The sequence below is a fragment of the Liberiplasma polymorphum genome (genome assembly GCF_043951795.1).
In the GTDB taxonomy this organism is placed as follows: Bacteria; Bacillota_I; Bacilli_A; order Izemoplasmatales; family Izemoplasmataceae; genus Liberiplasma; species Liberiplasma polymorphum.
The window spans coordinates 1-21,871 of record NZ_JBIOAG010000020.1; the positions used below are offsets into that span (position 1 = coordinate 1).

Annotated in this window: 18 protein-coding genes; 1 reads left to right on the top strand and 17 read right to left on the bottom strand. The window is 32.4% G+C overall.

All coding sequences use genetic code 11. From position 1 onward, the window contains the following. The 6 genes from nth to ACHAJD_RS05865 all read right to left on the bottom strand — a co-directional run. Positions 1-613: endonuclease III (gene nth / locus ACHAJD_RS05840; protein WP_435584932.1), on the bottom strand; the 613-nt coding region annotated here is incomplete at its 3' end. Further along, complete coding sequence (locus ACHAJD_RS05845; RefSeq protein ID WP_435584933.1) at positions 601-1,221, bottom strand: DnaD domain-containing protein; 621 nt, start codon at positions 1,219-1,221, stop codon at positions 601-603. The genes nth and ACHAJD_RS05845, both read right to left, overlap by 13 nt. An 11-nt stretch (positions 1,222-1,232) precedes the next feature. Beyond that, positions 1,233-1,913, bottom strand: coding sequence for a ribonuclease III (gene rnc / locus ACHAJD_RS05850; RefSeq protein WP_435584934.1), 681 nt, complete (start codon positions 1,911-1,913; stop codon positions 1,233-1,235). 1 nt (position 1,914) lies between these two features. After that, entirely contained in the window at positions 1,915-2,916 is a 1,002-nt protein-coding gene (gene plsX, locus ACHAJD_RS05855; protein WP_435584935.1) for a phosphate acyltransferase PlsX, read from the bottom strand. A gap of 33 nt (positions 2,917-2,949) precedes the next feature. Continuing rightward, positions 2,950-4,962 carry an ATP-dependent DNA helicase RecG gene (locus ACHAJD_RS05860; RefSeq protein WP_435584936.1) on the bottom strand — a complete coding sequence of 671 codons (2,013 nt, stop codon included), beginning with the start codon at positions 4,960-4,962 and terminating at the stop codon, positions 2,950-2,952. Between the two features lie 68 nt (positions 4,963-5,030). Then, positions 5,031-6,713: a DAK2 domain-containing protein gene (locus tag ACHAJD_RS05865; protein WP_435584937.1), complete on the bottom strand. Its 1,683-nt coding sequence runs from the start codon at positions 6,711-6,713 to the stop codon at positions 5,031-5,033. A 244-nt stretch (positions 6,714-6,957) separates the two neighbouring features. Here ACHAJD_RS05865 and rpmB point away from each other — a divergent pair, with 244 nt between their 5' ends. Next, on the top strand, positions 6,958-7,146 hold the full coding sequence (gene rpmB / locus ACHAJD_RS05870; protein WP_435584938.1) for a 50S ribosomal protein L28: 189 nt from the start codon (positions 6,958-6,960) through the stop codon (positions 7,144-7,146). A gap of 107 nt (positions 7,147-7,253) precedes the next feature. On the opposite strand, the gene ACHAJD_RS05875 is transcribed toward rpmB, so the two are convergent. The 11 genes from ACHAJD_RS05875 to ACHAJD_RS05925 all read right to left on the bottom strand — a co-directional run bounded on the left by ACHAJD_RS05875 (position 7,254) and on the right by ACHAJD_RS05925 (position 21,868). Then, positions 7,254-7,859 (bottom strand): thiamine diphosphokinase, encoded by a 606-nt coding sequence (locus ACHAJD_RS05875; protein WP_435584939.1) that lies wholly within the window; start codon positions 7,857-7,859, stop codon positions 7,254-7,256. Beyond that, entirely contained in the window at positions 7,859-8,491 is a 633-nt protein-coding gene (gene rpe / locus ACHAJD_RS05880; protein WP_435584940.1) for a ribulose-phosphate 3-epimerase, read from the bottom strand. The genes ACHAJD_RS05875 and rpe overlap by 1 nt, the downstream gene beginning before the upstream one ends. A 12-nt stretch (positions 8,492-8,503) precedes the next feature. Further along, positions 8,504-9,370 (bottom strand): ribosome small subunit-dependent GTPase A, encoded by an 867-nt coding sequence (rsgA, locus tag ACHAJD_RS05885; RefSeq protein WP_435584941.1) that lies wholly within the window; start codon positions 9,368-9,370, stop codon positions 8,504-8,506. Between the two features lie 9 nt (positions 9,371-9,379). Further along, on the bottom strand, positions 9,380-11,716 hold the full coding sequence (locus ACHAJD_RS05890) for an ABC transporter permease (protein WP_435584942.1): 2,337 nt from the start codon (positions 11,714-11,716) through the stop codon (positions 9,380-9,382). Positions 11,717-11,718: 2 nt separating this feature from the next. Continuing rightward, on the bottom strand, positions 11,719-12,420 hold the full coding sequence (locus ACHAJD_RS05895; RefSeq protein WP_435584943.1) for an ABC transporter ATP-binding protein: 702 nt from the start codon (positions 12,418-12,420) through the stop codon (positions 11,719-11,721). Between the two features lie 18 nt (positions 12,421-12,438). Then, positions 12,439-15,684: a UvrD-helicase domain-containing protein gene (locus tag ACHAJD_RS05900; protein ID WP_435584944.1), complete on the bottom strand. Its 3,246-nt coding sequence runs from the start codon at positions 15,682-15,684 to the stop codon at positions 12,439-12,441. Continuing rightward, a complete protein-coding gene (locus ACHAJD_RS05905) occupies positions 15,671-18,145 on the bottom strand; it encodes a PD-(D/E)XK nuclease family protein (RefSeq protein WP_435584945.1) in 2,475 nt (824 codons plus the stop codon). The genes ACHAJD_RS05900 and ACHAJD_RS05905 overlap by 14 nt, the downstream gene beginning before the upstream one ends. Positions 18,146-18,161: 16 nt before the next feature. Next, positions 18,162-19,187, bottom strand: a complete 1,026-nt coding sequence (rlmN, locus tag ACHAJD_RS05910; RefSeq protein ID WP_435584946.1) for a dual-specificity RNA methyltransferase RlmN — start codon at positions 19,185-19,187, stop codon at positions 18,162-18,164. 129 nt (positions 19,188-19,316) lie between these two features. Further along, entirely contained in the window at positions 19,317-20,441 is a 1,125-nt protein-coding gene (ald, locus tag ACHAJD_RS05915) for an alanine dehydrogenase (RefSeq protein WP_435584947.1), read from the bottom strand. Positions 20,442-20,603: 162 nt separating this feature from the next. Continuing rightward, entirely contained in the window at positions 20,604-21,182 is a 579-nt protein-coding gene (locus ACHAJD_RS05920; RefSeq protein WP_435584948.1) for an RDD family protein, read from the bottom strand. Positions 21,183-21,193: 11 nt separating this feature from the next. Continuing rightward, positions 21,194-21,868 (bottom strand): RDD family protein, encoded by a 675-nt coding sequence (locus tag ACHAJD_RS05925; protein WP_435584949.1) that lies wholly within the window; start codon positions 21,866-21,868, stop codon positions 21,194-21,196. Positions 21,869-21,871: the final 3 nt, after the last annotated feature.

Below are 21,871 nucleotides of genomic sequence, written 5' to 3' on the forward strand. Positions count from 1 at the left end.
GATAACGACATAATTCTTTTAATGGACACCCATCACATTTAGGGTTTCTAGCTGTACAATGATACCTTCCAAAAAAAATCATTTGGTGGTGCGTTTGTGACCATTTATCTATTGGAATCTTACGCATTAATTTTTCTTCAACTTGTAGCGTAGAATCCTTTATATAAGCCAGTTTAAGACGTTTAGAAACTCTTTCTACATGGGTGTCAACAGCGATTTTAGGAACACTATACCAAACACTTAAAACAACATTAGCAGTTTTTCTTCCGACGCCTGGTAATGCTTCAAGTTCAACTGAAGAGGAGGGGACAATACCATTATGATGATTTTTGATTGCCTCACAAGTTAATTTGATATTATTTGCTTTATTTTTATATAGCCCTATTTGTCTTAAATCGTTTTCTAGTATTTGAAGTGGTACATTGATAAAGTCATCAATACTTTTATACTTATTAAATAGGTTTTTAGTAAGTTTGTTTACAGATACATCAGTACTTTGTGCACTTAACATCACAGCAATAAGTAATTCTAGACTGTTGGTATGATTTAGTTCACAATGTGCATTTGGAAACATATCGTTTAGGGTTTCTAATATGGTTTCTACTCTTCCCATAACTTAAAAAACTCTGTTAAGACTTCTTTTTTCTTAGGCTGTGGATCAAACTTAGCCACATTGTCTAGTAGGATTTTGTCGATATGTTTAATATTGGGATTGGTTCTTTTTAATGCTTGAAGTGCCGCTTCTTTTACCATTTCTAGTGAATAGTTATCCTCATCAATCCATTTAGTTATGATTTCAATATCTAATGGGGATAAAGGTTTTTGTAATGTATCTTCTAGAAAACTTACATATTCATGTGTGATTGATTTTGAAGTTGTTTTCCTTGAATTTAGCACATAATCAACCACTTTTGTTAGAAAGTAATCGACGTCAAAGGTTTCTTTTTCTTTTCCGTTTGAACATGAAATTAATTTAATTTGTAAGTACCCTTTATTCATTAATGATGTAAGAATTTCTTCAGTGCCTTTTTTATCAGTTGACAACCAAAGTGCAAATTTATCAGGTTGAATAATGCCGCGTTTTTTTTCTAACAAGGCGTTTAGCTTCATAAGTGCTATCGCTTCTGTTTCAGTAATATCAAAATGATGATAATAATGTAAAACAAGCATATTATAATCAATAATCTTTTCTTCAATCAATGTTTTTAGTAGATGTTTCATGGAAACACTCCTTAAAATTTAACACTTTTTTTCGCCAATTTTTTCAATGCGATTTCAGCCGCGTGTTGTTCTGCTTCTTTTTTACTGTGGCCTTCGCCTTCACCCATAAGAATTTCATCCATATATACGCGGGTGACAAATATTTTTTGATGACTCGGACCACTTTCGGATATGATTCTATATTCTAGTGAGCGTTTATCTGATTGAACGAGTTCTTGTAGATGAGACTTGTAATCAATGAAGTCAGTTGAGCGTTCTTCTTCGATAAGTGGAAAAATAACTTTGTTTGCTATTTTATAAATTTCTTTGAGCCCTTTATCCAAGAAAACTGCACCAACAAAAGCTTCAAATGCGTCTGCTAAAAGTGCTGAACGCGTTCTACCACCAGTTTTTTCTTCGCCGTGGCCTAGTAGTAGATATTTACCTAGTTCACAAGCATTTGCATAATCAACAAGTGCCGCTTCACAAACATGCTTAGCACGTCTTTTAGTTAGCTCTCCTTCGTGATAATGCGGGTTATTATCATATAAGTATTTTCCAACGACGAGGTCTAAGACCGCGTCGCCGATATACTCTAAACGTTCATTTGATTCTGTGTGATTTTCATTGGCATAAGATGAGTGGGTTAGCGAGGTTTCTAACAAGGTTTTATTTTTAAAATCTAGATTAAAGAGTTTTTCTAATCCGTGCATATTACTCGTTTTCTTCCTCGTCTATTACTTTAGAAACCTTGTTGATAACATCTTGTCTAACCACAAGTGCCGCTTGTCTTATACCATTGTAAAACCCTACTGCTTTTGATGAGCCTTGTGCCTTGACTACCACACCATTTAGTCCGTAAATCATTGCGCCACCAATTTCTTCAGGGGCTAAACGTTTTTTAAAACGTTTTAAATTATTCATTGATAAAATTAAGCCTAGCTTTCCAAAGAAACCGCGTTTAAGTTCTTCTTTTAATATTGCACCAACACCACGCGCAGTCCCTTCGATAGTTTTCATTACGATATTAGCCGTAAACCCATCACTGATTAATATTTCACATGGTGGATTTAATACATCTTTAGGCTCTACATTACCATAAAAGTTAATGTGTTTATTGGTTTTAAACAGTTCATAAACTTCTTTATCTAATTCTCTACCTTTACCTTCTTCACTACCAATATTGATAAGACCAACTTTAGGATCTTCAATGCCCATGACTTCTTTTGCATATATCGTTGCGAAATAAGCTTGTTGAAGCATAAACTCTGGTTTAATTTCAATATTACCACCAGAATCAAGTAATATGGTATTGGTTCCTCTAATATTAGGTATGAGTGGTGCGATGGCTGTACGCTTCATGTTTTTCATACGTCCAACTAATATGTGAGCCCCGGCAATAAGCGCTTGGGTGGCTCCACTTGAAACAACCGCTGCATTTTCTTTGTTTCGCACACTCGTTAAGGCTTGAGCCATAGAACTTTTTCGATTGCTTCTAATTGCTCTAATTGGATCTTTTTCACCCATATCAATAACCCCGTCTGTTTGAACGAGTGTTATTCTTGTATCATCTTTTAGATAAGGTTTAATTTTGTCAATGTCTCCATATAATGTAATTTCAATATCCGGTATTTTTTTAATGGCTAGCATTGCACCTTCTATTTGTTCTTTTGGGGCGAAATCTCCACCCATTGCATCGACTGCAATTTTAATCATATCGTTCACCTCGTTAATTAGTACGTAGTACTATTATATCATATTTTTTTGTTGCTCATCGTGTTTAATCAATGATTTAACTTGTTCAATAGTTTCTATATATGTGTGATTACTAAGGTGATCTAAAATTAGTGTTTCTGCATCTTCTTTTGCATGTTTCAAAATAATGAGATCTTCTTTTGAAGATGCATAATTAAACTTTATAAACCCACTTTGCATAATCCCAACTAAATCACCAAATCCTCTGTTAGCTAAATCTTGTTCACTTAAGATGAATCCGTCATGAACGGTTTCTAGTACTTTTAGTCTTTCAACACTTTCTTCTTGGTTATCATGGATGAGTAAACAAATACCTGGCTTATCTCCTCTTCCTACACGACCCCTTAGTTGATGAAGTTGGGCATAACCAAAACGTTCTGCATGATAAATTATCATGAGTGATGCATTAGGAATGTGAATGCCAACTTCAATGACAGTTGTGGAAACTAATATATCGATTTCATGGTGTTTAAACTGTCTTAAAATCGTGTTCTTTTCGTCAGCTTTAAGTTTTCCATGTAATAGCTCGACACGTGCATTAGGATAACGTTTTTTAACTGTATTATATACTGTATATACCCCTTTTATATCTTGATTTTCAGTGTCGTCAATATTTGGAGCAACAATATAGATTTGTTCATGGTTTTCTAATATTTTTTGCATGGTTCTTCGGATGAATGGTTTGTCTTTATAGGCAACGAGTTTTGTGGTCATGTTAGTTGCTTTATCAACTCTACTATCTAGTGTCGTTACGTCCATATCTCCGAAAAAAGTATGCGCTAATGTCCTAGGGATTGGTGTAGCACTTAAATATAAAATATCAGGATTTTGTCCTTTTTCTTCAAGTGCTTTACGTTGATTTACACCAAAACGATGTTGTTCGTCTGTAATCACTAATCCGAGTTTGTTATATTTTATACCTGGACTAAAAAGAGCATGGGTCCCAACAATGGCATCGATTTTATGGGTTGAGAGTTCTTCAAGTATTTCCTTACGGGATTCTTTTGGTGTAGAGCCTGTTAAGAGTTTAACCTTATAGGACGTGTTTTTAGTATACTGTTTAATCACTGCGTACTGCTGTTCTGCTAGTAGTTCAGTAGGTGCCATAAAGGCAACTTGATAGGTTGCACTCATACAAGCAAGCATTGCTAAATAAGCAACAATCGTCTTTCCACTACCGGTATCTCCTTGTAGCATTCGGTTCATCGTTTTATGACTTTTAAGATCTTTAAATATCTCATTAACAGCATTTTTTTGTGAGGGATGTAATTCATAAGGGAGTTCTTGAATAAACGCTTTAACTTCTTCAATTTTGTAAGATTTACTTATGCCTTTATATTTATTGGATAAATACTTAATATATTGTATCTTTAATTGATAGATAAATAACTCTTCATATTTCAACCTTCTTGTTACTTGGATAATAGTTTCTAAGTCTTCAGGTTGGTGTGCTTTTTGGTAAAGTGCTTGAATATCGATGAGTTGGTACTTTTTTCTTAGTGCTTCTGGAATAATATCTTTTGGAATTGAGTAATAACTTAAACACTGTGTTACAAGCTTTGAAAACAAATTATCATTTATTGATTCTATATTATATATGGGATAGATTGCTTCTTTAAAATTACTTGCTAAGAAAACTTTTTGTGCAAGCAGTTCTTTCTTGTATTTGTCTTGTTTAGCGTATGTTACCAAGGGGGTATTTTCTTTAACAATTCTTAGTAAAAATCTTTGATTAAATACTTTAACTAAAAATTCCTTTTGATCAATTTGTGCTTTAAAAGTGATGATATTCATATTGGATTTAGGTGAAATGATTTTTGCATTCGTTAGTGCAGTAATTTTAATATAATGATAGTGTTCACTTTGAATATCGCTTAAGTTTGATAAAAACCTTGCATCATAGCGTTTAGGAAAATAGTTGACAATTTCTTGACAACTATAAAAATTTTCTGCTTGTAAATAACTTAACGTTTTGATCCCGACACCTTTTAATGTACTTAAACTCAAAGCTATCACCTCACATTCATTATAGCACTGAACATTAAAAAAAAGCCACTCAAATTGAGTGGCTAATATTATTCTATAGCTAATAAGTAAGCGTAAATTTCTTGTTTACCATCGACCGTTTCTACTTCAATACTCGGATAATTTTCTTCAATAAATTCACGTAAACTGTTTACTTCGTCTTCTTCTACACTATTACCATACATGATGGTAATAATTTCACTCTCATCATCAATTAAGTTTTTGATAAGTGCTTTGACTGTTTCAACACGTTCCGGATTAGAGACTACAATTTTTCCATCTTCAATTCCGATGTAATCATCTTTGGCAATTTTTAAGCCATTAATTTCAGTATCGCGAACGGCGTAAGTCACTTCACCTGATTTAACATGTTCAATGAGTTCAGTCATTTCTTCAATGGTTGCATCTAGTTCTTGATTTGCATCAAACATTGTTAAAGACGCATACCCTTGAGCAATGGTTTTTGCAGGTAAGACGATAACGTTTTTATCTTCGACGTTTTTAGCTGCATGTTCTGCGCTAAGCATGACGTTTTTGTTATTAGGGATAATAATAATGTTGTCTGCGTTTACTTTATCAATTGCATCAATAAAGTCTTGTGTTGATGGGTTCATAGTTTGTCCACCATCAATAATCTGGCTGACACCCATTTCTTTAAACATTGTTTTTAAACCGTCTCCATTAACAACGGTAATGATGCCATATTTTTTGCGTGTTTCAACACGGAAATTTTTACTTGATATATTACTAGTTTCGCCATGATCATGGCCACAATCAGTATGTTGTCCGTGTGCATCAGCCGAATGTAATAGGGTTTCTGTATGTTGTAGTGTCATGTTTTCAATTTTTAAGTTTGCAAACTCACCATAAACTTGACCAAGATTTAAAGCGTCTCCTGGTTTAACTGTGTGAATATGTACTTTACAAATCTCTTCATCTGCAACAACTACAATTGAATCTCCAAGTCTACTTAGTTGTTTAACTAATTTATCTTTATTAAATTTTTTCTCTGCATTTAATTGAATAATAAATTCTGTACAATATCCAAACTCAACTTCTTCAGTATCGAATGAACGTGCATGTTTTTGTTTTTTCTGTTTTGATTCTTCAAAAATTTCTCCGCGTAATGCTGCAAGCATTCCTTCTATAATTACGATGAGTCCTGCACCACCACTATCAACAACACCAGACTCTTTAAGTACAGGTAGCAAGTCAGGGGTACGTTGTAAAGATGCTTCTGCTTCTTTTAAATAAAGAGCTAATACCGTTTCTAAATCCATATCGTCATTAACTTCTGTTTCAGCCTTCTCGACCGCTTCTCTTGCAACGGTCAGTATTGTCCCTTCAACGGGATTAATGACTGCACTATAGGCTTGTTGTACACCAAGTTTTAATCCTTCAATAAATTGTGTTGAGTTTGCTACAACTATATCTTTAAAGGCTTTTGCAAAACCACTAAATAATTGTGATAGGATAACACCTGAGTTTCCTCTTGCGCCCATGAGTAATCCACGTGATAATGCTTTGCCGATTTTTTCTACTGATTCGTTATCTAATTCTGAGATGGCGCTAACACCACTCATCATTGTTGATTGCATGTTACTACCTGTATCACCGTCAGGTACTGGGAAGACGTTTAGGTCGTTTATAATTTGACTGTTATTTTTTAAATTGATTGATCCATTAGTGATGATAAGCTTTAAAAGATTACCATCGAGTTCCTTAGGATTCATAATTACTCCTCCAATATCTTTTTGTCTATATATTGTTTGTATTTTTAGTTGATTTTTTGGTTCATATCCTTTAAGATTCTTGTATCTAAGGACTTAAATTATTTTATCATATGGCACTTTAAATTGCAACAAATAAACGATAACGTGCATTTTAGTTTTTTTCGTTAAAATTTCTTGCATTAAATTTATTTTGTGATATAATAGTATAGGTTTACATGAAATATATCATGAACGGAGGCTTATCATGGCAAAAGAATGTTACGTTACTGGAAGAAAAGTGTTATCAGGGAACAATCGTTCACACTCATTACACGCTACTAAGAGAAAATGGAAAGCTAATTTACAAAAAATTAAAATCGTGGAAAACGGAGAGACTAAAACCGTTTTTGTTTCAGCACGCGCTCTAAAAAAGAACAGCCTAACTAGAGCATAAAGTAGTATACTGTCTAAGCCGATAGTATCGGCTTTTTTTATGAATAAACGCAAAAATCCCTCTCTTTTTTTGGAAAACACTTTTATGGTGTTTTTTTTTATACTTTTTTAATCTGATGAGTGAATAACTAATAACAATCCATCTTTAAAAGTTACTGTTCCATGTCCTTTATTAGAAATACATAAAGGATCATCAACAACTAAATCGTAATCAGACAATTCATAACTGAAGTTTTTTAACGTTAACGATTTAACATCTTCAATTGCAAAGAAAGAAATCGCTTGGTATGGGTTTTCTATAGCGTATTTACCAGGGGATAAGATATACATTTTTTGCTTATCTGTCACAAAAGTAATATCCCCTTGTTTAAGTAAAAGTAAATTGCCGTAAGTATGATCAAGTCTACCGCCCATACCCCCATACACGATTATTTCTTTAGGGTTAAGTAATAATGCTTCTTTTATGGCTAAATAAGAATCTGTTTCGTCTTTTCTTTCTTTGAAAGTTTTTATATTTTTTGCATGGGTTTGAATATAGGAATATTCTTCTTCTGTAGTACTATCAAAATCACCAAGGACTAAATCTAAGTTTAGTCCTTTTTTTAATGCATGGTATGCGCCTTTATCAACACCCATTAGATATTCATTATCATCTTGTTGATAGAGATTCTCTATAGTATAGTTGATGGGATTTACAAATATTTTAATAATCATTATCGTAACGATTCAATAGCACTTTTACGGTCTTTTTGCTTGAAGATATATGACCCTGCAACTAATACGGTTGCACCGTGCTTTTTACAAAGTTCAGCTGTTTCTACGTTAATACCACCATCAACAACAATATCAAATTCAATACCGTGTTCTTTCTTATAATCATGTAAAAATTGCATTTTTTCTAAACTTTCCATCATAAATGCTTGGCCACCAAATCCTGGTTCAACACTCATAACCAAAACCAAATCAAGGGCTTTTAAATAGGGTTTTATGGCTTCAATAGGTGTTTTTGGTTTTAAAGAAATGCCTGCTTTCGCGCCTTTTGATTTTATTTTATTTATTATTTCTAATGGGTCTTTAACTGTCTCAACATGGAACGTGATTTGATCACTACCAGCATCAATAAAACTATCTAGATAAAACTCAGGATCATCAATCATTAAATGGGTATCAAACACTTGGTTTGTATGTTTTCTTAATCCGTCAACAACTAAAGGACCAATGGTTATATTCGGCACAAAGTGTCCATCCATTACATCGATATGAATCCATTCAGCTGTTTCAACCGTTTGGATTTCTTCTTTCAATATACTAAAATCTGCAGATAAAATTGAAGGGGCTATTTTCATAGTATCACGTCCTTAATATTTCTTTTTTATGGTTGATATTTCTTCATATATTAATAAATAATTTTGGTAGCGTGCTTTCAGTATTTCACCGCTATCTACAGCTTTTTTAACAGCACATGAAGGTTCATTTATATGATGACACCCTCTAAACTTACAGTCTTTTGAGCGTTCAAAGAAATCAGGGTAATATACAGGTAAATCATCGATATCCATTTGATAAAAATCTAGTTTTGAAAATCCCGGGGTATCAGCTACTAACCCTCCATATAGTTCTAGTAACTCTGAGTGTCTAGTAGTATGTCTACCGCGGCCTAGCGCTTTACTAATTTCACCCGTTTCAAGTTTTAACTTAATATCAAGTGCATTAAGTAAACTACTTTTTCCTGAACCGGTTTGACCTGCAAAAACACTAATTTTATCTTTGAGCAAGTTTTTAAGCGGGACTAACGTGTCATCTTGCTTTACACTTGTAAAATAAACATCATACATCGTTTCATAATAGGTGAGTTGTTGCTTTAATAAAGAAAGTTCTTCATCTTTAAGTAAATCGATTTTAGATACAACAATAACCGGGGTAACATCTTCTTTTTCTACAAGTACTAAGAAGCGGTCTAGTAAGTGAAAGCTAAAGTCTGGTTCTTTAGCGGCATTTAGTATGATTGCTTGGTCTACGTTAGCAACGGGTGGTCGTACTAAATTATTAGATCGTTCATATACATGATGAATTGAATCTTCATCGAAATCGACAATATCTCCCACTTTTGGAGAAATATCTCTATGTCTAAAAACACCTAGTGGTTTTAACACACGGCGTTTTTTTTGATCATCTAGTACAGTATATTGGCCACCGATAAGTTTAATAATTCGACCCTTTTGCATATGTCACCTCTATAGTTGATATATTTTAAGTGATTCTTGTAATGAGCGTTTTTCGATTTTACTTTTTGCATGTAAGCTACTTACCATAAATACAGCCAAACTAACTCCACCAGCCATTAGGATGTGAAGTGGTTTTAAAGTAAGTGGCATATAATAATCAAATAAATCAATCATGATGATTTTAAATAAATAATTAACGAGTATTGTGTAAGGAATTGCTATGATAAAGATTACCACATTTAACTTAAAATAGCCACTAAGTAGAATTTGAGTAATTTCTTTTTTCGTATACCCTAAAACACTAAACAAGCTAATTTCATAGGTTTGATCTTCTATTGATATTGAAGTCAGCAAATAAATCACAATCACAGCTATTAAGACTGCAACGATAAACATAATAAAAAACATCGTTTCCATTAAGTCGTTTGTATAGCCGATTTGTGTAAGAATATCTTCTACATGGATAACAAGTGGATAATCATCGTCATTTAGTTTATCTACACTATAAAGTGCATTAAAATAGTTACTATCCTCAAAGATGTTTTCTGCTAAATCGTCTCGTTGTATGAATACATATGCCCCTAAAAGTATATTAGAAACCGCAACGACTTCACGTTCTAAATGTTTATCGGCTACTTGTATATTTAACATATCACCTAGTTTAACGCCATACATATCTTGATAGCTTTTTGAGATGATGATGCCTTCACTAAGTTTATTTGTTATATCGTTACTTCTTTGGTCAAACAATGGGTGTGTTTGATTAGATAACTCTATTCCAATCACAGTAACTTGGTTCCCCCTAATATTTGCGGCCATTTCAATTACTTTGTCATGACTGGATGCATCACAAGTTTGATAGTCTTGACAATAGCCGATACTTTTAAATTCAGTTTGATCATAGTAGCTATTTATACTTAAGTTAAACACATCAACCATACTTAGACTTAAGAAAATTAAAAATATAGCAAAAAATACAGCTATCGTATAAGTAACTACTTTAGAAAACTGTCTTAACATTAGTGATATTTGTAATCTAACTCGAATATTAAACTTACTAATTATACGTCTAATATGTTTAAAACGAACCTTTTTAGGGATATATATTTTTGGGGATAGAAGTTGAATACTTCCTTCTCCCATGATTTTAAGGAGTCGATAAGTTCCTAAACTAAAAATAATCACAAATGGAACCAATATGGCAATAAAGAAATCTGTCCATGAAAATGCAGGTTCTACACTTGGTAATAGATAAAATTCTAGATATAGATCCCTAAATACAGGGGAAACTAAATACCCTAAAACAAATCCAATACATAAAAATACAAGGGTATAAATCGCAATAAATACAAGATATGGTTTTAACATTTCACTCGTTTTTAGTCCTAAAGCTTTAAAAACACCGATTGCGCCGCGTTCTTTTTCAATGGTTTTAGAAATCATAATGGTTATGATAAATATGCCTATAAGTGCAATAAAACCACTAAGAAATAGTCCTGTAGCTTGTCCGCCTTCAAGTTCAGCATAAATCGCACCACTACGTACATTGTTTTCGGTTAAAATCATTGTGGTTAAAAATGCATATTCTGTTTTTAACGCGATTATTTGGGCATCTAAATCACCATTATCTTCTGTAAAAACACCTGAGATATAACTATGAATGGGTCTTTCAAACGTATTGAAGGCATCACTACTTAATAACCCTAATGTTTGAAAAACACTATCGAACATTAACATATGCTCTATTATAGGTAAATTATAATCAGGAAATAATACATATCCGACAATCGTATAGGTTTGATTGAGGATTGTTATCTCATCACCTAGGGTTAATCCTTGGTTTTTAACATAATTTCTAGTCAGAGCAATTTCATTTGGTTCAGTAGGAAAACGTCCTTCATCAATTTCGCTTAAGTTAATGCTACTAGCATCTTTTAAGATACGAATTTTATGACGTTCATTATTAAAAGTAAAGTGGGTTTCTTTATACTGTCTTGTTTCTAAAGAAACCCCGTCTAAGGCTTCATTTATTTGGTTAAAGCGAGACTGTACAATCAAGTCATAACAGCTTTGATCAGTTTCATAAATAGTTTCTAAAAAGATACTATCAAATAAACAAGAATCAGAAAACTGTTGAAGTTCACTTTCTGTTACATAAGGGGTTAATTCTATCATAAAATCTTCTTGATTCGTTCGGTTTAAAAACGGTTCTGCCCCTTCATGAATTGCATTAACTGCAGCCCCAACAACCATATATATAAAACTACTTAATATAATCATCAATCCAACGAGAATAAGTTTTAAACACTGTGTTTTAAAGGTTCTTATCACGTGTTTTTTAAACATCATTAACTCCAGTGTAAATCTTTAGCTAGACTCTTTTCTTTTTGTTCAATGACTTCGGCTATTTCACCTGAGTTCATTTTAATGATTATATCAGCTAAGTTTGCAATACTAGGGTTATGGGTGATTAAAATAATCGTTGTTTTGAGTTTTTTGTTTAAATCTTGTAATAAACCAAGAATATCTTTACCTGTTTTCTCATCAAGTGCTCCCGTTGGTTCATCACAAAATAAGATAGTAGGTTTTTTAACAAGGGCTCTAGCTATTGCCACGCGTTGCTGTTCACCACCTGATAATTGAAAGGGATATTTATCTTTGTGGGGCGTTAACCCAACTTGCTTTAAAATTTCATCAATATACATTGGATTATCGACTAATCTTGCCCCTATTTCAACATTTTCTCTTACCGTTAGTGTTTGTAAAAGATTATATTGTTGAAAGATAAAGCCCAGTTTTTCTCGTCTAAACATGGTTAATTCTTTTTGTTTTAGCGTATGAATAGGTGCGGTATCAATATGGATTTCACCTTCACTTAAAGCATCTAGTCCGCCCATGACATTAAGCAAGGTACTCTTACCGCTTCCACTAGGGCCCAAAACAACCACAAATTTTCCTTCTTTAATTTCATAAGTTACATTTTTTAATGCTTGGGTTACGACATCGCCAGATTGGTAATTTTTTGATACGTTTGATAACTTAATACTCATAATAACACCCCTATTTCATTATAAAATTTTTCTGAATGTTTTATCAATAATTGAATATAAATAGCCGGTTACTGTTTTGTCGCTTAAACGTTTTAATATTGATTCATAACCTTTAATTTGATTAACATAGGCCTCTTTATCAATGGTTTTTAATTTATAGTCAATGATAATAAAAGCTTCTTCTGTTTCTAAAAGTAAATCGATATATCCTGTGGTGGTTAACTCTTCATCTTCTAGTGCAAATGGAAACTCTTTATACGCTTTTTTAATCGATATTTTGCTAAATAATGGTTGATTGAAAAAGCTTTCTAGTAGTTGTTGATGTGCTTTGTTTTCAGTTATTTGTGTTATTTGATCGAATGGATTACGCGTGAAGTTAATGAGTTCTAAGTAATGATGCATTAAGTTTCCAAAGGCAATATTATCAAGTTGTGACGGCGTGAGTAAGGTATCAATTTTCGCACTAAACGAAGTTAATGCTTCTGTTTTAAGTGGTTGTTCATATGGGATATAAGTTTTGATTTCTTTTGATCCGTTTTTGTATGGTGTAAATGTCTTTGTATATTGATAATCTAGGGTTAAAGGATACCTACTAGCATCATAGGAGTTAATACGATGACTTAGCTGATCTTGAATGGCGATAAACATATCATAAAATGAACTTAAGTTATGGATTCTGTCATAATCTAGCATCATGCCGTCATCATTAAAACGGAATGGTTTAACTTTATCTAAAACCATAGGAATGATACAGGCTTCTTTTGCGCGTGTTAAGGCAACATATAATAACCTCATACGTTCTGAAATATCTTCTTTTAAATCTAAATCACGTTTTAGTGGATAAAGAAAGGATTGGGTTAAGCCTTGGTCAACATGTTCAAACAAGAATCCTAAGTCTAAATCAAAGTGATAACTTCTCATACTTTGACGGTTGAAACGATGATTTAGATGCGGTAGATAAACAATAGGGAACTCTAATCCTTTAGATTTATGGACGGTCATTAAAGTCACATAATCTCCATCATGACTTGTGGCAACTTCAAATTCAACATCTAGTTCAAGTTCAAGCATTTGATCAAAATAATAAACCAACTCTTTTAAGGTAAACCCTTCTTGTGTTAGGCGTCTAATCATTAAACAGAGGTAATCTAATCTATTTACAGCTGATGCAGTGTCTTTAAGTTTTACTAAGTGTTCATATAGATTAAATGCATCAATTATTTCTTGCCACAAGTTTTCTATAGTTAGTGTTGTTACATTATCTTTTAGTGTTAATAGTTGCGTAAAAAACGGTTGAAAAGCTTCTAAATAGTGATGGTTTTTTAACTGATTCAACCTTTTAGGTAACTGCATCACTTGCTTAATAATATCATCATCTTTATACTCAAAACAATAGCTTCTAGTTAAACTTAAAAAACTATGTTTAAAATGATCTTTATAATAAGCATCATCTGTTAATGCATAGATAGTTTTTAATATATGACGGTAAAAATCTATGTCGTGATAGTTGATAAACGGATCACTTTTTATAATATTTACTGGTATTTTATGAAACTCTAGAATTTGCTTAATTTGTTCAAATCGTGTCGATACACTTACTAAAATAGTAAAGTCTTTATAGGAAACCTTACGCATTGATTTTATTGATTCGTCATAAATTTTTCCGTGAGCAATCTTTTTATTAATATCTTGTGCAATATGGAAAATCTCAATTTCATCTTTAGTATAAGGACTATCTTCATCTAATGTGCTAGCATCTATAAGGTCTAGTTGTAGTCCATAATCCATGTAATCATCTGTCGCATTATCATAGGTTTTATTACCATATTTTAACATTTGATTATCGATGTAGGCAACCCCACCAATTGCGTGATCCATGAATGATTTAAATACGGTGTTAATGTCATCTAACATTTCTTTTCGAGAACGAAAGTTAGCATTTAAGTCAATGTTCATGCCTGTTTCATCTTTTTGGTAACGGTTGTACTTATCCGTAAATAGTTTTGGTTCTGCATGCCTAAATCTATAAATTGATTGCTTAACATCGCCAACCATATATACGTTATTTTCAGTAATAGCATGAATAAATGATTCTTGCATGTGATTAGTATCTTGATATTCATCAATCATCACTTCGTGAATTGAGGATGTTAGTTCTTCTTTTACTAAAGAATTTTCAGTTATAATTTTGTAGGCAAGTCGAGCAACAGTAGAAAAATCCATCATTTCACGTTCTATTTGCGCATTTAAATAACGTTCATCAAGTTGTTTTATAAGTGTTTTTATGATGGGGATATGTTTACTACTATTAATAAAATCTTTGTAATGTGCTTCTTTAGGCTTAATTAAATAGTCGTTTTTTAATCTGTCGAGCATTTTTTTTAAGTCTGCTCTTTCAACATCAAGACGCTCTTTATCTAAAGTATTCCCTTCAGCATTTAATTTTTTAGTCGTGCTTGCGCTATTGGGTAAACTGGGATTAGATTGTATAAAATGATATAACGTATCATAATCTTCGGTTTTGAGTAAAATTGAAAAAGCATGATATACTGTATCAACATATTGGATAGCGATATCTGAATCTAGGGTTTCGTATAAGGAATCTAGGCTTCTTTTAAACGCAACTTGCGTTTCTTTTATTTGATCTAAAAAACGATTAAATAATCGGTTAAATGTTGATTCATTAAAATAATCAAGGGTAAATTTTTCAAGTAACTCATCGAAATTAGTGTGCATGACAAGTTGATTATGAAAATAGATGATTTGCTCTTTTAAAGTTTTATCATCTTTGATTTCATAGGTTTTGATGTAGTCTAAGAAAGCCTCATCTTCTTGTTCATAATAAGTTAAAAAGAGTTCATCAATCATTGCTTTTTTGAGTAGTGTTATACGCACACTATCCCCAATTGAAACATTTTTACTTATATTTTGGTAGTAGCCGTATTTTTTTAAAATAAATAAAGCAAAACTATCAAATGTTTGAATGTGAGAAGCATCTAAGGCTTGAATCGCATTTGTAATATTTTCTGTTGGTTCTTCATTCATAAGTTTATTGCGAATACGCATTTTCATTTCTTTAGCCGCGGCATTTGTAAATGTTAAAACAACTAATGACTCAATCGGTATGCCTTTAATGACTTTTTGGATTACGCGCTCACTTAATACTGCCGTTTTTCCGCTTCCTGCTCCAGCACTTACTAATATGTTTTTACCGGAAGAATCAATGGCTTTTTGTTGGGGTGCTGTAAAATTAATTTTTGCCATAGGTATCCTCCTTTAAACGTATAAACAGTTCATTTTCATCTTTTGGAACATTTAATGGCTCATAATCTTCTAGCTTCTTATAACATATATCTTTAAACTGACAATACATACAACTTAAGTCATTGCCTTTTAAATCTTTTTTAGGATTGATTTTAAAGTCTCCGTTTAAAATATCTGAGACTGCTTTTTTTATGAGTGTTTCAATGTGCATAACAAGTAGGTTTAAGGCATCTTTATCAAATGTTTTAACAGTAGAATATAAAGTGTCATTGGCTTTAAATCGCATCCCCGCAATAAAGGAATCACTCATAGCCTCTTTATCAATTTTTAAGACCTCATCTTCTTGATTAATTGTATATCCTCTTAATTTTAAAGTATCTAAAAGAAGGGTTTCGTAATCAGTTTGATCTTTATTTTTAAGCGGTTTGGGTAAAATGGTTTGTTCATAAAAACCACTCACCGTGTAGTCTTCTTTGAAGACTTCTTTTAATAATAAAATGTAAAAGATTAACTGTGCATTAAATCCGTAATAACTTTCTTTAAGCTTAAGTGTTGGTTTTCCTGTTTTATAATCAATTAATACAAAATGTTTTGTATTGTTTTCTTCATACATAAGAATCTTATCAATGACACCACTAAATATAACTTCTTTATCCTCATGATAGGTTTTTTCTACTTTAAGTTCACTTTCATATAAGCTAAATGCGGATTGATTATGTTGTTTTTTAATGGTTTCAAACACTTTAATTAAAGTGTTGTAACTATTCATTAAGAAAAACTGTTCTCTTTTTGAATAGTGATTGCCTTGTTTTTCTAATACTTTTTGTAAAGTTTCATCGATGGCTTCTTTTGATAATGATTCTTCTTTAATGTAATGTTCTAATACATCATGGAAAAAGACCCCTAAATCAATCGCTAGGGTTTCATTAAAATCTTGGAGTTTTAATAGGTGTTCCATAAGATATCTAAACTTGCATTTAAAGTAGGTATTTAGTTTAGTATAAGATAGTCTTAATGGGCTTTCTATTAGTTGATCAATGGTTGGTTTTGAAAGGGGCATAAAGGTATTATCAAACGGGATAAAATAGTCTTTAAATTGTTCATAATGAGCTTTTAAATCTTCATGATCTTCGTGATAAATATTATAGGTATCTAGGTGTTGTTTTGTGGCTAATAAATCATATTTTTCACCGTATCTTGATAATTTTCTATCTACTGGGTGTAACGTTTTTACTTCAAATGTATCTTCTATTTCAGTAAAGAAAGTTGATGCATAGTAGTGTTCAGTTAATCCACTTAACGCGTAAGTTAAATAAACATTATCAATATGTGTGAATGTTTTTAGGATATTTTCTTTAATTTGATGATTAATTATATTTGCATTTGGATAATGAATGAGATTTTTTTCAGTTTGGTTTAAGTAGTCATCTTCAGTGTTAAGTTTTGGAAAATAAGATTCTGCACAGCCTAATAAGAATAGGGTACTTGTTTCATGAATATTTAGTTGATTAAAAGAGATTATTTCTACGCCTTTTAAACCTGAATATGGTTTAATAAAGGTGGTTTTTAAGGTTTGTTCAATAAAAGGTTTCAGTGTTTTAAATGAGCCTTTTTCAAGGACAAAAGGGTTAAGTGTTTGAATCAGTTTAGTGTATATTCTTAGCCGCTTTACTTGGAATGGCTCTGGTTTGATAAAGTTGAATGCTTCATCTAGTTGATCATAAATTGGTGCGTCTTTAAGTTGATCTAAGTAGTTAAGCAATGTTAATGTGTCTTCAAATTTAAGTAATGGTTGTTTTTCATTTATTGAAAAAGGAATCTCAAATGATTTAAATATTTCCTTAACTAATGGTATATACTCATCACTTGATAAAACAACTTTAATGGTCTGCATAGCATCTTTATCTAAACGGTCTCTAATGAGGTGCGCAACGGTTGCGATTTCTTCTTTTGTCGTGTTAAATGATCCTTTATATACGTTTGGCAACGTATTTGAAACTTCATTAAAGACTTGGAAATCTGTAATTAATTCTAAACGGTTTAAAGCTTCACTTAATAGCGGATGATAAGGCAAATCAACAAGGACTGTTTTATCTTTAAACAACAATGATTGTTTGGTTAAATAGTGAATTCTAGTTGTATTTAGCAAATCACTTTTTAGTGATTTTAGTTCATTTAAACGTGGGGTTTCATAGTCATTGTTTTCGTCAATTAATGGTAAGAATTTCATTAAATTTTCCATTATAGCAGGTTTTAAATTGCGCGATTGACTCGCATAAAAGACCGCGTTATTTTCTGTTTTAAAAAAGACCTCGTCAAAAAGGTCTTGCATACTTATAAAACGAATAGCTTGAAACACTTTCTCACGAGAAAGTGCTTTAAGTAATGTTTGTTTGGTTTGATGATTTGTAATGATTAGGCATTCTTTTTGTGATGCTTTTATTGCTTCTAATAACCTCATAAGTACACCTCAGTCATTATTTTTTTAATGCGTTAGTTCTTAATTGTCCACAAGCTGCATCAATATCTGCGCCCATTTCTCTTCTAAGTGTTGCTTGAATCCCTCGTTTAATTAATTGTTTATAAAATTTACTGGCTTGGTCTTCTACACTTGCTTGAAAATTAAACTCTTCTACAGCGTTATATCTTATAAGATTGACATAACAATTAAGCCCTCTTAATAAATCAGAGAGTTGATTGGCATGTTCGATTGTATCGTTTATTTGATCTAACAAAATATATTCAAAGGTCACTCTTCTATTGGTTTGGCCAAGATAATACTTTACGGCTTTTATAAGTTCTTTTAAAGGATAACTTTCGTTTATTTTCATAATGCTTGAACGAATTTTATTATTCGGTGCATGAAGACTAACGGCTAAATTTACTTGTTTATTTTGATCTGCAAAAGCGTATATTTTAGGAACGATTCCGCTGGTTGATACAGTAATATGACGTGCGCCAATTTCTAAACCAAATGGGTCGTTTATAACATCGATAAACCCCATTACATTGTCATAGTTATCAAAAGGTTCTCCTGTGCCCATAATTACAACATGAGAGATACGAACCTTTTCTTTATTTTGAACTTCTGTCACTTGCATTACCATTTCCGCGATAGTCAAATTACGGATACGTTTTTGAAGACCCGATGCACAAAAAGAACACCCAATATTGCACCCAACTTGCGTGGTAATACATAAACTATCCCCATAATCATGGTGCATTAATACTGATTCGATTAAATGATCATCATGTAATCTAAATAAATATTTTTTGGTGCCATCTTTTGCGACTTGTCTTGTGAACATAAATAATCGTTCAAATTGATACTTTTCATGTAGGAATACTCTTAAGTCTTTGCTGATGTTTGTCATCTCTTCAAACGACGTTACTTGATGTTTATATAACCACTCAAATATTTGTCTAGCGGCGAACGCTTTAAAGTTATGTCTACTTAGTGTTTCTTTTAGAGAATCTAGTGTCTCATTATATATGTTTTTCATTAAATCACCTAGTATGATTATATCATATATAGGCGTATTTTCGGCATTTAAAATGATGTTTGACAGAACTATTTAGTCTGTGTTTATTTAATCAATACGATAAAAAAAGAGGCCGAGGCCTCTTAAGATTTAGTCTTGGTGTTTTAGTAAAACTTCTTTAGGATCTACATAGTCATAACCAAATGCATCTGCAACGGCTTTATAAACTACGTGTCCACCTAATACGTTTAATCCTTTTAACAATGGTTCTGAATCTAAACAAGCAATACGGTATCCTTGATTAGCAATATCAAGTGCGTATGGGATGGTTGCGTTTGTTAAAGCAAATGTTGATGTACGAGGGGTTGCTCCGGGCATGTTTGCAACACTATAATGAATAACACCGTGTTTAACATAAACAGGATCATCATGTGTTGTAACGCGGTCGATTGTTTCAACTGAACCACCTTGATCAATTGAGATATCTACGATTACCGAACCTTCAGGCATGTTTTTTACCATTTCTTCAGTAACAATTTTGTTCGCTTTAGCACCAGGTATTAAAATAGTTGAAATCACTGCATCGGCTGTTTTTAACGACTCTGCAATGTTTAATGGGTTTGATTTTAAAACAGTTACTTCCTTATCAAAAATATCTTCTAAATAACGCATACGGTCTTCATTTAATTCAATGATAGTAACGTTTGCACCAAGTCCAATTGCCATACGAGCAGCACTTATTCCTGCAACACCGCCACCAATTACGACGACATTACCACGTGCGACACCTGGAACACCAGATAGTAACACACCGCGTCCGCCACGATGTTTTTCTAAATGGGTTGCTGCAACGATTGTCCCACGACGACCTGCAACCTCACTCATCGGACGAAGTAATGGTAAACTATTACCAACTTGGACCGTTTCATAAGCAATGGCTTTACATTTAGATTCTATAAGCGCTTTAGTCAGCTCAGGTTCTGCTGCTAAATGTAAATAAGTGAATAAAATTAGGTCTTCTCTGAAAAAGTTATATTCACTTGGTAGTGGCTCTTTAACTTTGATAACCATTTTTTGTGACCATGCTTCTTCGGCAGTGTCAACGATTTTTGCGCCAGCAGCGATAAATTCTTCATTTGTAATACCAGACCCAAGTCCTGCATCTACTTCAATAAACACTTCATGGTCTGCATTAACAAGTACACTTACACCAGCAGGTGTAATCCCTACACGGTTTTCATTATTTTTAATTTCTTTTGGTACGCCAATTTTCATAACTTGCCTCCTAATATTTTCTGTTTTAAGCACGACTATATTTTAACAAACAACCCACCCCTTTACAACCTAAATATTAAAAAAATGTAAGGGTTTTTATAATCTGTCTAAAATAGGCCTTTTAGCCCTCTATAACAAGAAAAAAATGAGGATATAAAATCCTCATTCACTTTCAATATATTCATTTGTTTTTGATTTAGGTGGGTAGTTTTCATGGACAACAATTGTTTTAAAGATTTGATTGTGGATTCCTCCAACACTTGGGTTAACAATGATCGAAATAAGACTGACAAGTACCACACCAAAAATGATGTATGAAACAATATTTTCTATAATATTATACGCATTTACATTGATTAACATCAGTGGAATAAAAGGTAAATAAAAGTAAGCACCCCACCAAATAATATTACGTAAGCTAAGTACTATCCATGAAGGTGTTTCTCGTTGTAAATTAACCACTTTTATTTTTTGTGTTTTCTTTCCATAGGTTTGGCCGTTTCTAATTGAAGGAAAATAGCCATAATATAGGATTACAATGATTACAGCAATGATATTTCTCATAACAGTAAATACTACGTGATTCGTTTGGGTTAAATCCAGTGGGGTTTCAGTACTAAATTCAACGCCTAAAATTGCTGAAAGGATAGCTACAGCTATGAAAATCCCGGTAGCGGTTATTAATACATCGATAATGGCTGCAATAAAACGCTGTTTTGTTATTTTCTCTTTATATTCCATAAATAGCCTCCTTATTCATTCCATGGATCACTTTTTTTTGAATAGGTTTCAAACTCATCATCAAATGGGTCAAATGGTTTTACTTTCTCTGAATCTTTCGCTTCATCTAAATTAAGGGATTCATTTCCATTGATTTGGTAGCGTTCATCTACAACAAGCGTATTAAAGATTCTATCATGTAGTCCTTCCCCATTTTTATCCGTTAATATCATAATTAAACTTACAAGTATCAACAAGCCTGTCACAAATGAAAAACTACTTGAAGTGGCAATAAACGATTCTACACTAACTAAATAGATTGCTAAAGCAGGTAAGGTTAAATAATTTTGCCATAGCGTCATAGTACGCGCTGCATGTAGAGGCAATGTAGGATTTTCTCCTGTTTTTTTCATCACAACTTTTACACGCATCAGTTTTTTCCCTAATGTTTGGCCGTTATATTTTGATGGGATATATCCGAAATATATAACACCTATAATCACTGTTATAAGTGTAATGACAATGGTGTATTCTACAAACTCATTGGTAACTAAATCAAGTATTTCCATAAAATTTTCAAATTCTAAGTTGATTCGAAAAGCAATAATTAATATCGTAGAAATGATTCCTTCAATAATACTCATAATAAATCCATCGATAATGGCTGCTAGTAAACGTTCACCTTTAACATTTTTTCTGTAATGCATGGT